The organism is Rhodovulum sp. HP10, assembly GCF_047553435.1.
Taxonomy (GTDB): Bacteria; Pseudomonadota; Alphaproteobacteria; order Rhodobacterales; family Rhodobacteraceae; genus Rhodovulum.
This window is the reverse complement of the sequence record NZ_CP180201.1, coordinates 747,320-761,274: the sequence shown is the minus strand read 5'-3', so window position 1 is coordinate 761,274 and position 13,955 is coordinate 747,320. Positions and strand designations below refer to the sequence as shown.

Below are 13,955 nucleotides of genomic sequence, written 5' to 3'. Positions count from 1 at the left end.
GGCCCCACGATCCCGGAACGGAAGGGACTAGCGGGCGGACGGCCCGGAGGAACGGAATGATCGGACTGGAACATTACCTGACGGTGGCCGCGGCGTTGTTCGTCATCGCCATCTTCGGGATCTTCGTGAACCGCAAGAACGTGATCGTCATCCTGATGTCGATCGAGCTGATGCTCTTGTCGGTCAATATCAACCTGGTCGCCTTCTCGGCCTATCTGGGCGATCTGGTCGGCCAGATCTTCACCATGTTCGTGCTGACCGTCGCCGCTGCCGAAGCCGCCATCGGGCTTGCCATCCTGGTCTGCTTCTTCCGCAACCGCGGCTCGATTGCGGTCGACGATGTCAACGTGATGAAAGGCTAGGGGCTCATGGAAAAGATCATCCTCTTCGCCCCGCTGATCGGCGCGCTTCTGTGCGGCTTCGGCTACCGGATGTTCGGCGAGAAGGCCGCGATGTGGATCACCACGGCGATGGTGTTCCTGTCGATGCTGTTCTCCTGGGTCGTCTTCATGGGCTTCGACGGCGAGATGCGCCAGGTCGAGATCTTCCGCTGGATCGACAGCGGCAGCTTCGTGGCCGACTGGGCGATCCGCGTCGACCGGCTGACCGCGATCATGCTGATCGTGGTGACGACGGTCTCGGCCTTCGTCCATCTCTACAGCTTCGGCTACATGGCGCATGACCCGGAATGGCGCGAGGGCGAAAGCTACAAGCCGCGCTTCTTCGCCTATCTGTCCTTCTTCACCTTCACCATGCTGGCGCTGGTGACGGCCGACAACCTTGTCCAGCTGTTCTTCGGCTGGGAGGGCGTGGGCGTCGCCTCCTATCTGCTGATCGGATTCTATTACCGCAAACCCTCGGCCAATGCCGCCGCGATCAAGGCCTTCGTGGTCAACCGGGTCGGCGATTTCGGTTTCCTGCTGGCGATGTTCGCGCTGTTCTTCCTGCTCGACAGCGTCCGCTTCGACGACATCTTCGACAAGGCGCCAGAGCTCGCGGCAACCCAGCTCAGCTTCCTGAGCGGCAGCTGGAACGCGGCCAATGTGGTGGGCGTTCTGCTCTTCATCGGCGCGATGGGGAAATCGGCACAGCTTTTCCTGCATACCTGGCTGCCCGACGCGATGGAGGGGCCGACGCCGGTCTCGGCGCTGATCCACGCCGCGACCATGGTCACGGCCGGGGTGTTCCTCGTCTGCCGGATGTCGCCGGTGCTGGAATTCGCCCCCGATGCCAAGAATATGATCGTCTTCATCGGCGCGGTCACCGCCTTCTTCGCGGCGACGGTGGGGCTGGTGCAGAACGACATCAAGCGCGTGATCGCCTATTCGACCTGTTCGCAGCTGGGCTACATGTTCGTGGCGGCGGGCGTCGGGGTCTATTCGGCGGCGATGTTCCACCTGCTGACGCATGCCTTCTTCAAGGCACTGCTGTTCCTCTGCGCGGGCTCGGTCATCCATGCCATGCATCACGAACAGGACATGCGGAACTATGGCGGGCTCAGGAAGAAGATCCCCTTCACCTTCTGGACGATGGTGATCGGCACGCTGGCCATCACCGGCGTCGGCATTCCGCTGACCCATATCGGCTTCGCGGGCTTCCTGTCTAAGGACGCCATCATCGAGAGCGCCTGGGGCGGGCATGCCTATTTCGCCTTCTGGATGCTCGTGATCGCCGCGGCCTTCACCAGCTTCTATTCCTGGCGGCTGATCTTCATGACCTTCTTCGGCGAGGCGCGGGGCGACCGGCACACTCATGAGCATGCCCATGAAAGCCCCTCGACCATGCTGGTGCCGCTTGGCGTGCTGAGCGTCGGCGCGGTGCTTGCGGGCATGCTGTGGTACGGCAACTTCTTCGGCAGCCATGACCAGGTGAACCGGTTCTACGGCGTGCCCTCGCATGAGGTCGTGGCCGGGATCGGCGATCATGGCGACACCCCCACCGAGAGCGCGGCCGCGCTGCCGGGGCAGGGGGCGATCTATACCGCACCAGACAACCACGCGATGGAGAACGCGCATCATGCGCCCAAATGGGTCAAGGCCTCGCCCTTCCTGGCGATGCTGGCGGGCTTCGCCGTGGCCTGGATGTTCTACATCAAGTCGCCCGAGCTTCCGGTCCGGACCGCGCGTGCGGCCCGTCCGCTCTATTTGTTCCTGCTGAACAAGTGGTATTTCGACGAGCTTTATGACGCGATCATCGTCCAGCCCGCGCGCAATATCGGCCGGGCGCTCTGGAAGGGAGGCGATGGCGGCATCATCGATGGCGGCATCAACGGGGTGGCGATGGGCATCGTGCCCTTCTTCACCCGCCTCGCGGGCCGGCTGCAGTCGGGCTATCTCTATCACTATGCCTTCGCCATGGTCATCGGCATTGCCGTACTCGTCACCTGGATGGCGCTGACCGGGGGAGCCCAGTAATGGACAACCTGCTTTCCATCATCACCTTCACGCCGCTGATCGCGGCGCTGATCCTGGGCGTCTTCCTCAAGGGCGACAGCCCGTCGGACCAGACCAATGCGAAATGGGTGGCGCTGATCGCGACGACGGCGACCTTCCTGATCTCGCTTTTCGTGCTGTTCGAGTTCGATCCCTCCGATACCGGCTTCCAGTTCGTCGAGGACCGCTCCTGGCTTCTGGGCCTGCGCTACAAGATGGGCGTCGACGGGATCTCGGTCCTGTTCGTGATGCTCACCACCTTCCTGATGCCGATCACCATTGGCGCCTGCTGGACGGTGACGCACCGGGTCAAGGAATACATGATCGCCTTCCTGGTGCTAGAGACGCTGATGCTGGGCGTGTTCTGCGCGCTCGATCTGGTGCTCTTCTACCTGTTCTTCGAAGGCGGCCTGATCCCGATGTTCCTGATCATCGGCATCTGGGGCGGCAAGGAGCGGATCTACGCCACCTTCAAGTTCTTCCTCTACACCTTCCTCGGCTCGGTGCTGATGCTGGTGGCGATGCTGGCGATGTATATCGATGCCGGCACCACCGACATCCCGACCCTGCTGACGCATCAGTTCAGCGCGGGCGACATCGTGATCGGCGGCAAGACCGTGGTCGGCGGCATGCAGACCTTCCTGTGGCTGGCCTTCCTCGCCTCTTTCGCGGTCAAGATGCCGATGTGGCCGGTCCATACCTGGCTGCCCGATGCCCACGTGCAGGCGCCGACGGCGGGCTCGGTGGTGCTGGCGGCGATCATGCTGAAGATGGGGGGCTACGGCTTCCTGCGCTTCAGCCTGCCGATGTTCCCGGTGGCCTCGGATATCTGGGCGCCGCTGATCTTCTGGCTCTCGGCCATCGCCATCGTCTACACCTCGCTGGTGGCGCTTGCGCAGAAGGACATGAAGAAGCTGATCGCCTATTCCTCGGTCGCCCATATGGGCTACGTGACCATGGGGATCTTCGCGGCGAACCAGCAGGGCGTCGACGGCGCGATCTTCCAGATGCTGAGCCACGGCTTCGTCTCGGGCGCGCTCTTTCTTTGCGTCGGCGTCATCTATGACCGCATGCACACCCGCGAGATCGAGGCCTATGGCGGGCTCGTGAACCGGATGCCGGCCTATGCGCTGATCTTCATGCTGTTCACCATGGCCAATGTCGGCCTGCCGGGCACCAGCGGCTTCATCGGCGAGTTCCTGACGCTGGCGGGCATCTTCCAGGTCAATACCTGGGTGGCGGCTGTCGCGGCGACCGGGGTGATCCTGTCGGCCGCCTATGCGCTCTGGCTCTATCGCCGGGTGGTGTTCGGCGACCTGATCAAGGAATCGCTCCGGACCATCAGCGACATGAACCTGCGCGAGCGGGCGATCTTCGCGCCGCTGGTGGCGATGACCCTGCTTCTGGGCGTCTATCCGGCATTGGTGACCGACATCATCGGGCCCTCGGTCGAGGCGCTTATTTCGAACTACCAGACGGCACTGGCCGAGACCGCGGTCTCGACCCAGCTGGCCGGAAACTGAGGGGAACGAGATGATCTCTGACGATCTTTCCGTCGTCCTGCCGGAAATCATCCTTTCGGTCTACGCGATGCTGGCACTGGTCGGGGCCGTCTATACCGGCAAGGACAGGGCGGCACCGGTGCTGGTCTGGACCACCTCGGCGCTGATGCTGGCGCTGGCGGTCTGGATCGGCGTGACCGCCGGGCCGACCAGAACCGCCTTCGGCGGCGCGCTGATCGATGACGGCTTCGCGCGCTTTGCCAAGGTGGTGGTGCTGGCCTCGGCCGCGCTTGTCATGCTGATGAGCCATGACTACATGCGGCGTCAGAAGACGCTCCTGTTCGAATTCCCGGTGCTGATAACGCTCGGCGTCGTCGGCATGATGCTGATGGTCTCGGCGGGCGATCTGATGATGCTCTACATGGGGCTCGAGCTGCAATCGCTGGCGCTTTACGTCGTCGCCGCGATCCGGCGCGACAATATCCGCTCGACCGAGGCCGGGCTGAAATATTTCGTGCTGGGCGCGCTGTCCTCGGGGCTTCTGCTTTACGGCGCCTCGCTCACCTATGGCTATGCCGGCACCACGCTGTTCTCGGGCATCCTCGCCTCGATCGGCGACGGTCCGATCGGCGTCGGGCTTCTCTTCGGGCTGGTCTTCATGATCACCGGGCTGGCCTTCAAGATCTCGGCCGTGCCCTTCCACATGTGGACGCCCGACGTCTATGAGGGCGCGCCGACGCCGGTGACCGCCTTCTTCGCGACGGCGCCCAAGATGGCGGCCATCGCGCTTTTCGCGCGGGTGCTGTTCGATGCCTTCGGCTCGGTGCCGGACGACTGGGGGCAGGTGCTGGCGGTGCTGGCGCTGCTGTCGATGTTCCTTGGCGCCTTCGCCGGGATCGGCCAGCGCAACTTCAAGCGGCTGATGGCCTATTCCTCGATCGCGCATATGGGCTTTGCGCTGATGGGGCTGGTTGCGGGCACCGCGCTCGGCGTGCAGGCGATGCTGGTCTACATGGCGATCTATGTCACCATGAGCATCGGCACCTTCGCCTTCATCATGGGCATGGAGAAGGACGGCCAGCCGGTCACCGACATCCGCAGCCTGCACATGTATGCCTCGGTCGAGCCGCTGAAGGCGCTGGCGCTGATGATGCTGATGTTCAGCCTGGCGGGCGTGCCGCCCTTCGTCGGCTTCTTCGGCAAGTTCTACGTCATCCGGGCGGCCGTCGATGCAGGCTATGTCTGGCTGGCGGTGGCGGGCGTGATCGCCTCGGTGATCTCGGCCTTCTACTACCTGCGCATCGTCTTCTACATGTATTTCGGGGACGAGGGCGACCGCAGGCTGGACGGCTCGATGCCGCCGGTGATGTGGGGCATCATGATGGCCGCCTCCTTCGCCATGATCCTCGGCGTCGTGAACCTGTTCGGCGTCGAGGGGCTTGCACTCGCTGCGGCCCAGACCCTTGTCAACTGAGGTCGAGGGCTGGCACTGGCCGGCCGGACATGACCTGATCCTGCTCGATGAGGTCGACAGCACCATGGCAGAGGCGCGCCGGCGGCGCGACCTCGTCCGCCCCACCTGGATCGTCGCCCGCCGCCAGACGGCGGGCGTCGGCCGCCGGGGCAGGGCCTGGGGGGCGCCGTCGGGCAATCTGGCAGCGACCCTCGTCTTTTCGCCCGGATGTCCTCCGGCGACGGCAGCGCTCTATTCCTTCGTCACCTCCTTTGCGCTTTACGCCACCTGTCTGGCCTATCTCGAAAATCGCGACGCCATCACGCTGAAATGGCCCAATGACGTGCTGCTGAATGGCGGCAAGATGGCGGGCATCCTGCTTGAATCCGAAGGCACGGTGTCCGGGGTCGGGCGGCTGTCGATCGGGCTGGGGGTCAATCTGAACGCCCTTCCCGACGCCGCCACCGTCGAGCCCCGCGCGCTGATGCCCGCCACCCTGGCCGAAGAGATCGGAGAGCCCGTCGATCCGCTCGAATTCCTGGCCTTCTTTGCCGAGCATTTCGACCATCAGGACCGGTTCTTCCGGCAGAACGGCTTCGGACCGCTGCGCTCGGCCTGGCTCGAACGCGCGGCACGGCTCGGCGATACCATCACCGCGCGCATGGGCGCCGAGGAAATCTCGGGCCGGTTCCTGACGGTGGACGAAGACGGGCAGCTTGTCATAGAGACGCCCGGCGGCCGACGTGCGATTGCCGCTGCGGACGTGTTCTTCTGACCGGGGGGATCCCCATGCTTCTCTGCATCGATTGCGGCAATACCAATACGGTCTTCTCGCTCTGGGACGGCACGCGGTTTCTCTGCACGCTGCGCACCGCGACCGAACATACCCGCACGGCCGATCAGTATTACGTCTGGTTCTCGACCCTGCTCGAGCGCTACGGGATCGAACCCGATATCGCGGATGTGATCATCTCGTCGACGGTGCCGCGGGTGGTGTTCAACCTGCGTGTCTTCACCGACCGCTTCTTCGGGCTGCGACCGCTGGTCGTTGGCAAGCCCGAATGCCTGCTGCCGCATATGGCGCGGGTCGATCAGGGCACCAATGTCGGGCCCGACCGGCTGGTCAACTCGGCCGGGGCCTTCGACCGGCATGGCGGCGATCTGATCGTGGTCGATTTCGGCACCGCCACCACCTTCGACGTGGTCGCCCATGACGGCGCCTATGTCGGCGGCGTGATCGCGCCCGGGGTCAATCTCAGCCTCGAGGCGCTGCACATGGCGGCGGCTGCGCTGCCGCATGTGGACGTGACCCAGCCGCCGCAGGTGATCGGCACCAACACCGTCGCCTGCATGCAATCGGGGGTCTTCTGGGGCTATGTCGGGCTCGTGCGCGAGATCTGCGACCGGATCCGGGCGGAATACGACCGGCCGATGCGGATTATCGGCACCGGGGGGCTTGCGCCGCTCTTCGCACAGGGCGATGTCCTGTTCGACTGCATCGAAGACGATCTGACCATGCACGGCCTGACCGTGATCCACGCCTATAACAAGGAAAACGGGGCGACATGAGCAAGAACAGACTGATCTACCTTCCCCTCGGCGGCGCCGGGGAAATCGGCATGAACGCCTATGTCTACGGCTATGGCGCTCCGGGGAAGGAGCGTCTGATCCTCGTCGACCTGGGCGTCACCTTCCCCAACATGGAGACGAGCCCCGGCGTCGATCTGATCTTCGCCGACATGAGCTGGCTCGAGGAACGCCGCGACCGGCTCGAGGCGATCTTCATCACCCATGCCCATGAGGACCATGTCGGCGCGCTCGGCCATCTCTGGCCGCGCCTCGGCGCGCGGGTCTATGCCCGGCCCTTCACCGCCAATATCGCCTGCCACAAGATGGAGGATCAGGGCCAGGATCCCGGGAAGATCACCGTGGTCGAGCCCTGGCCAGCCCGGATCGATGCGGGGCCGTTCCAGGTCTCTTACCTGCCGGTGTCGCATTCGATCCCCGAAAGCTCGGGGCTGGTGATCGACACGCCCGTGGGGCGGATCGTTCATACCGGCGATTTCAAGCTCGACCGCACGCCCATCGTCGGCGACCCGTTCGACCCGGATCTCTGGGGCCAGGTCGCGGCCGAGGGGGTCAAGGTGCTGACCTGCGACTCGACCAATGTCTTCTCGCCCAATCCGGGCCGGTCGGAAACCACGCTGGGGCCGGCGATCCGCCAGCTGGTCGAGCGCGCCGAGGGCATGGTCGTGGCCACCACCTTCGCCTCGAATATCGCGCGGCTGAAGACCCTGGCCGAGGCCGGGCGCGATGCCGGACGTTCGATCTGCCTGCTGGGCCGGGCGATGCGCCGGATGGTCGAGGCCGGGATCGAAAGCGGCGTGCTGACCGATTTTCCCAAGGTCGTCAGCCCCGAAGAGGCGGCCGATCTGCCCCGTGACAAGGTGATGCTGATCGTGACGGGCAGCCAGGGCGAACGGCGCGCGGCCTCGGCCCAGCTCTCCCGTGGCAAGTATATGGGGCTCAGCCTCGCCGAGGGCGACATGTTCCTGTTCTCGTCGAAGACCATTCCCGGAAACGAGCGCGAGGTGATCCGCATCATCAACGCGCTCTCCGAGATGGGGGTGGATGTGGTGTCGGACGATGCCGATCTTTATCACGTCTCGGGCCATGCCAACCGGCCGGACCTGTCGCGTATCCATACGCTGATGAAGCCCGATATGGTGGTGCCGATGCATGGCGAACACCGTCACCTGCGCGAGCATGTCAAGCTTGCCGCCGAAAACGGCCTGCCGGCGGTGGTGGCGGTCAACGGCACGATGCTGGATCTCACCGGCACGCGGCCGCAGCCGGCCGAGTTCGTCGAGACCGGGCGGACCTATCTGGACGGCTCGGTGCAGATCGGGGCGCTCGACGGCATCGTGCGCGACCGGATCCGGATGGCGCTGAGGGGGCTCGTGGTGGTGACCGCGATCCTCGACGAGGAGGACGAGCCGCTGGGCGAGCCCTGGGTCGAGCTGAACGGCCTGCCCGAGACCGGGCGGTCGCGCGCGGCGCTGTCGGAGGTGCTCGAAGAGGATCTCGACCAGTTCCTGCGCCGCGCCGATGACAAGACCCTGGCCGATGACGACAAGCTCGAGGAGGCGATGCGCCGTATCGTGCGCCAGACCGCCCAGGCCGAGATCGGCAAGAAGCCCGAGGTGATCGTGGTGATCAGCCGGCTCAGCGCCTGAGCCGGGCAGGGAAGGGCGCCATCAGGGGCCCTTCCGCTTTTCCCACATGAAAAAGGCGCCCCGCGGGGCGCCTTTTTCATGTCTCTGCACGCGCCCCGTCGGGGCGCGGCGATCTCTGTCAGAGCGTCATTCGGCGTTCTGTTCCACCGGCTCGTCCACCGCTTCCGGCTCGGTCTCGGTCCGGGGCTTGAACGAGCGCAGCAGGAAGGCCGGCATGTGATCGCCCATCCCCACCACCGGCTCGTCGCGATGGCCGCGACCGCCGCTGCGGCGCTGGTTCTGGCTCTGGTGACGGCCCTGTTGCCTGCCATGGTCCTGGTTGTCATGGCTGCGCTCGGCCCGCTCGGGGCGGCGCTCGTTCCGGGCGGGCCGGCTGCTTTCGCGCGGTTCCTCGCTGCGTTCCGGACTTGCCGGAGTCGCCGGAGCCGCTGCGGCCTCGGTATCGCTGTCATGAGGCTTGTTGCGACGCGTGCGGTTGCCCCGGTCCTCGTCCCCGCTTTTCAGCGGGCTTTCGACGCGCGGGATCTTCTTCTCGACCAGATCCTCGATCGCGGTCAGCCATTTCTCGTCATAGGGCACGCAGATCGTCAGCGCCTTGCCCTCGCGGCCCGCGCGGCCCGTCCGGCCGATCCGGTGGACGTAATCCTCGGCATGAGAGGGAACGTCATAGTTGAAGACATGGCTGACGGCCGGCACGTCGAGGCCGCGCGCCGCCACATCCGAGGCGATCAGGAAGCGCAGCTTGCCTTCGCGGAAGGAATCCAGCGTCCGTGTGCGTTGCGACTGGTCGAGATCGCCATGGATCGGCGCCGCGTCATAGCCATGTGCCTTGAGCGACTTGGCGACGATGTCGACCTCGGTCTTGCGGTTGCAGAAGATGATGGCGTTGGTGCAGGCCTCGCCCTCGCGGTCGATCAGGGCCCGCAGCAGCTCGCGCTTTTCCTTGGCCTGACGGTCCTTGCGCGAGGCGGTGTAGCAGATCACGCCCTGCTCGATGCTTTCGGCGGCGCTGGCGCGGCGGGCGACCTCGATCTTGGCCGGGGCCGAGAGGAAGGTGTTGGTCACCCGCTCGATCTCGGGCGCCATGGTGGCCGAGAAGAACAGCGTCTGCCGGGTGAAGGGGGTCAGCTGGAAGATCCGCTCGATATCGGGGATGAACCCCATGTCGAGCATCCGGTCGGCCTCGTCCACCACCATGATCTGCACGCCGGTCAGAAGCAGCTTGCCGCGCTCGAAATGGTCAAGCAGGCGGCCGGGGGTCGCGATCAGCACGTCGACGCCCTTGTCGATCAGCGCATCCTGTTCCTTGAAGCTGACGCCGCCGATCAGGAGCGCCTTGGTCAGCTTGGTCTTCTTGGCGTAGATGTCGAAATTCTCGGCGCATTGCGCGGCAAGCTCGCGGGTCGGCGCCAGCACCAGGCTGCGCGGCATCCGGGCCCGGGCACGGCCGCGGCCGAGCAGGGTGATCATCGGCAGCACGAAGCTCGCGGTCTTGCCGGTGCCGGTCTGGGCGATGCCCAGAACGTCGCGGCCCTCGAGCGCGGGCGGAATGGCGCCGGCCTGGATCGGCGTGGGCGCGGTGTAGCCCGCGTCGGAAACGGCGGAGAGTACCTTGGGGTCAAGCCCCAGATCGGCAAAAGTTGTCATGTAAGTCCTTGGCTCAGTTGCGGCATCATGGCCGCACCTGTCGCACGCGGCCTAGACCGGCCGTATTGCCGGTCAGATCCTATTCCGCGGCTCGATAGAGCAAACCGGCCCTTTCGTCAAGGTGAAGGGCCGGTCGTCCCGGCAAGGGCGCGGCGGCTCAGGTGAAGACGCGCCATATGAAGACGATCTCGGGGCCCATAAGCACATAGGCCAGACCTGCGACCAGCCCGTCCCGGGTCGAAAGCGCAAGTCCCAGCATCAGCACATGCAGAGACAGCACGAAGGGCAGGCCCGGGATGAACCCCAGAAGGAAGATCAGCACGCCGGTGACCATCAGGATCAGCGCGATCAGCCGGGTCGCGATGCGGCCCTCGATCAGTGCGACCAGCCGCGGCGTCAGAAGCGGTCGCAGCCAGAGCGCGGCGGGCTGGGCACGGGCGACCGAGACCGCCAGCACATGGCCCGAGATATGCACGCGCCGCAGCCTTGCGGGCAGCCAGAGCGTGGTCTGGCCGGTTATCATCCGCCCGCCGATCAGGATCATGAAGATCGCCACCACCCCGGGCAGGCCGGGCAGCATTCCGACCGGCAGGATCAGGAAGGCCGACAGCATCACCAGAAGCGGGCCGAAGCCGCGCGCGCCCAGGGTCTCGACCAGATCGGCGATGCTGATCCGGTCATTGGCCAAAGCCAGTGCCGCCAGATCCTCCAGCAGGCTCGAAATGATCCAGTCGTCTTGGGAAGTCATCGGCAGGTCGGCAGGAGGAGGCAGGGCGCGCGTGTCATTCCGGTCTGTCCTGGCCGTCCCTGTTGGTTGCCGGAAGGGTCGCGATGTTCTCAGGATGTCGCGGCGTGGCGCCGGAAATCAAGGGGCCGCGACATTCGGACGTGGTTTCATGCAAGTTACACAGCTTGGTTTCATGACTGTCACAAGGCGCGGGTAGGGCAGCGGCGACTGCAACATCCAATCTGGACTCTCCCATGAAAAACAGCCTGTTCCTGCTTTCCGCAGCCGCGTGCGCCCTGGCGGCACCGGCCTTTGCCGAAGACGTCTTTCCGGCGACGCTTGCGGGGCATGCCGTCCTGCCCGCGATGACCATGGTTGCGCCGCCCGCCGATGCGCCGCGCGACGCCTGGATTTCGGGCAAGTTCACCGGAGCTGCGCGGAACATGGCCCCGATGTCGGCGATGGGCGATACCGGCGGGCTGCACGGACATCGCGAGACCGGCATCGCGCTGCCCTTTCTCGGCCAGCCGCTGCAGGGCTTTTCCGGCTTCGCGATGGAGCGTGCCGAGGACGGTTCGGTCTATGTGCTGACCGATAACGGGTTCGGCTCGAAGGCCAACAGTCCCGACGCGATGCTGTTCTTCCACCGCATCGCGCCCGATTTCGGGACCGGCAAGGTCGACGTGAAGGAAACCGTCTTTCTGCGCGACCCCGGTTTCAAGGTGCCCTTCCGCATCGCCTATGAGGGCAGCGAGGGCCGCTATCTGACGGGGTCCGATTTCGATCTCGAGAGCCTCCAGCTCGTCGACGGCTCGCTGTGGATCGGCGAGGAATTCGGACCCTATCTGCTGAACGTCTCGCTCGACGGCGTGGTGCTGGGCGTCTACCCGACGATGGCCGATGGCAAGGAGCTGCGCGGCCCCGACAACCCGGGGGTCTCGGCGACCTCCGTGCCCGGCCGCGACTGGAAGTCGCAGCGCTCGGGCGGCTATGAGGGCATGGCGCTGCAACCCGGCACGGGCATGCTCTGGGCGATGCTGGAAAAGCCGATCCTCGGGGAGGATGGCAAGACCGAGGGCGACTTCCTGCGGGTGATGGCCTTCGACACCGCCGCGAAGGAATGGACCGGCGAGATGTTCAAGTTCGCGCTGGACGAGGGCGCGACCGCGATCGGCGATTTCAACTTCATCGATGACACCCACGCGCTGGTGATCGAGCGCGACAATGGCGAGGGCGATCCCAGCCTGAAATGCGACGGCGCGGCGGCGCCGGACTGCTTTCCGGAACCGGCGCTGCACAAGTGGATCGTGCTGATCGACACCTCGGATGTCGATGCCCAGGGCTATGTCCGCCGCATCGGTCATATCGACCTGATGGATATCGCCGATCCCGACGGGGTGGCGCGGCTCGAGACCGACGCGGCGCGCGATCTGTCGGGCCGGTTCACCTTCCCGTTCTTCACCATCGAGGACGTGATGCGGGTGGATGACACCCATATCCTGGTCGCCAATGACAACAACCTGCCGTTTTCCTCGGGCCGCAAGCTCGATGCCGCGGCCGATAACGAGGTGATCCTGCTTGAGGTGCCGGAGCTTCTCTCGGCGAAGTGACGGCCCGCCTCACGAAGACGGACTTGCGGCGCGGGGGGGGGCACCTCGCGCCGTTTTCATGCCCGGCAGGGGACCGGGCGGCCATCCGCCCGCGGTCTTTTCCGTTTCGGCCGGTGCCCAAACCTGATTTAGCTCCGGACAGCTTTCGCGCGGGGCTCTGGCGCCCGGCGCCGCGGCCCCTTGCGGCCCGCGGCCTGACCGATGCCAGCGCACCGACCGTCCGCCCCAGCCCGGCGCGGGAGCGGCCCTCGGACGGCACCGCCGCCTCTGTGGTGCCAGCGGGTCCGCCCGGCGGCCGTCTGGAAGATGCAAGGAGAAGAGAATGCACACCAACAAGCTCGTTGTCGTCGGGGCGGGGCATGTCGGGTCCTATGTCCTGGCCGATGCCATGAAGATCGGCCTCTTTGCCGAGATCGGGGTCATCGACATTCTGGGCAATGTCGCCTTCGGCGAGGCGCTCGATCAGGCCCAGGCGACGGCCTTGCCCTATATGAGCAATATCAGGGTCACCTCGGGCGGCTACGAGCAATGCGCCGACGCCGACGTGATCGTCGTGGCGGCGGGGCCGAGCGTCATTCCCGACCCGGACGATCCCAAGGCCGAGCCCGACCGTACCCTGTTGACCACCACCAATTGCAAGGTGATCCGCGAGGTGATGGCGGGGATCGTCAGGCACACGACCGAGGCCATCGTCATCCTGATCACCAACCCGCTCGATACCATGGTCTACATCGCCGAGAACGAATTCGGCTATCCGCGCGGGCGGGTCTTCGGGACGGGGACGATGCTCGACTCGGCGCGGCTCCGGAAGGTGGTGGCCGATGCCTGCGGGATCGACCCGAAATCGGTCACGGGCTTCATGATGGGCGAACATGGCAGCACCGCCTTCCCGGTCCTGAGCCATGTCAATGTCGCGGGCATCCCCTTCGCGGATCTCGGCCGCCATTTCGAGGCCCTGGACGACATCCGCGACCCCGGGACGGTGAAGGCCCGGGTGATCAGCGCCGCCTATGACGTGTTCAACGGAAAGGGCTGGACCAATGCGGGCGTCGCGCAATCCGCCGTGACGATGGCTCGCGCCGTGCTGCTCGATGAACGCAGCGTCTTTCCCGCCTGCACCACCCTGCGCGGCCAGTATGGCCATGACGGCGACGTGGCGCTGAGCATGCCCTGTGTGCTCGGCCGCGAGGGTATCGTGAAACAGCTTCCGGTCAGCCTGAACGCGTGGGAAGGGGCGAAGCTTGCCGAGAGCATCGCCTTCATCCAGGCCACGATGCGCGATGCCGGCACCGGGCCCGACGCCGCCGTCGCCTGACGAACCGAAAACGGCGGGCCTTCCGGGCCCGCC

At 65.5% G+C, this 13,955-nt stretch carries 11 protein-coding genes; 9 read left to right on the top strand and 2 right to left on the bottom strand.

Annotated elements, in window-relative coordinates; genetic code table 11:
• Positions 1–56: 56 nt before the first annotated feature.
• The 7 genes from nuoK to ACK8CO_RS03355 are packed head-to-tail and all read left to right on the top strand — an operon-like array spanning position 57 to position 8,623.
• A complete protein-coding gene (gene nuoK / locus ACK8CO_RS03385) occupies positions 57–362 on the top strand; it encodes an NADH-quinone oxidoreductase subunit NuoK (RefSeq protein ID WP_080615787.1) in 306 nt (101 codons plus the stop codon).
• A 6-nt stretch (positions 363–368) separates the two neighbouring features.
• The gene (gene nuoL, locus ACK8CO_RS03380; RefSeq protein ID WP_414898174.1) at positions 369–2,414 is read left to right on the top strand and encodes an NADH-quinone oxidoreductase subunit L; all 2,046 of its coding nucleotides are present in this window, start codon (positions 369–371) and stop codon (positions 2,412–2,414) included.
• Complete coding sequence (locus tag ACK8CO_RS03375; RefSeq protein ID WP_414898173.1) at positions 2,414–3,955, top strand: NADH-quinone oxidoreductase subunit M; 1,542 nt, start codon at positions 2,414–2,416, stop codon at positions 3,953–3,955. The genes nuoL and ACK8CO_RS03375 overlap by 1 nt, the downstream gene beginning before the upstream one ends.
• Before the next feature lie 10 nt (positions 3,956–3,965).
• Entirely contained in the window at positions 3,966–5,408 is a 1,443-nt protein-coding gene (nuoN, locus tag ACK8CO_RS03370; protein WP_414898172.1) for an NADH-quinone oxidoreductase subunit NuoN, read from the top strand.
• Entirely contained in the window at positions 5,398–6,162 is a 765-nt protein-coding gene (locus ACK8CO_RS03365; protein WP_414898171.1) for a biotin--[acetyl-CoA-carboxylase] ligase, read from the top strand. Before nuoN ends, ACK8CO_RS03365 begins: the two co-directional genes overlap by 11 nt.
• A gap of 14 nt (positions 6,163–6,176) precedes the next feature.
• Positions 6,177–6,956: a type III pantothenate kinase gene (locus ACK8CO_RS03360; protein WP_414898170.1), complete on the top strand. Its 780-nt coding sequence runs from the start codon at positions 6,177–6,179 to the stop codon at positions 6,954–6,956.
• The gene (locus ACK8CO_RS03355; protein WP_414898169.1) at positions 6,953–8,623 is read left to right on the top strand and encodes a ribonuclease J; all 1,671 of its coding nucleotides are present in this window, start codon (positions 6,953–6,955) and stop codon (positions 8,621–8,623) included. The genes ACK8CO_RS03360 and ACK8CO_RS03355 overlap by 4 nt, the downstream gene beginning before the upstream one ends.
• 126 nt (positions 8,624–8,749) lie before the next feature.
• On the opposite strand, the gene ACK8CO_RS03350 is transcribed toward ACK8CO_RS03355, so the two are convergent.
• Entirely contained in the window at positions 8,750–10,270 is a 1,521-nt protein-coding gene (locus ACK8CO_RS03350) for a DEAD/DEAH box helicase (RefSeq protein ID WP_414898168.1), read from the bottom strand.
• Between the two features lie 157 nt (positions 10,271–10,427).
• Entirely contained in the window at positions 10,428–11,018 is a 591-nt protein-coding gene (locus ACK8CO_RS03345; RefSeq protein WP_414898167.1) for an exopolysaccharide biosynthesis protein, read from the bottom strand.
• 233 nt (positions 11,019–11,251) lie between these two features.
• Here ACK8CO_RS03345 and ACK8CO_RS03340 point away from each other — a divergent pair, with 233 nt between their 5' ends.
• Entirely contained in the window at positions 11,252–12,607 is a 1,356-nt protein-coding gene (locus tag ACK8CO_RS03340) for an esterase-like activity of phytase family protein (RefSeq protein WP_414898166.1), read from the top strand.
• Between the two features lie 322 nt (positions 12,608–12,929).
• Complete coding sequence (locus ACK8CO_RS03335) at positions 12,930–13,922, top strand: lactate/malate family dehydrogenase (RefSeq protein WP_414898165.1); 993 nt, start codon at positions 12,930–12,932, stop codon at positions 13,920–13,922.
• Positions 13,923–13,955: the final 33 nt, after the last annotated feature.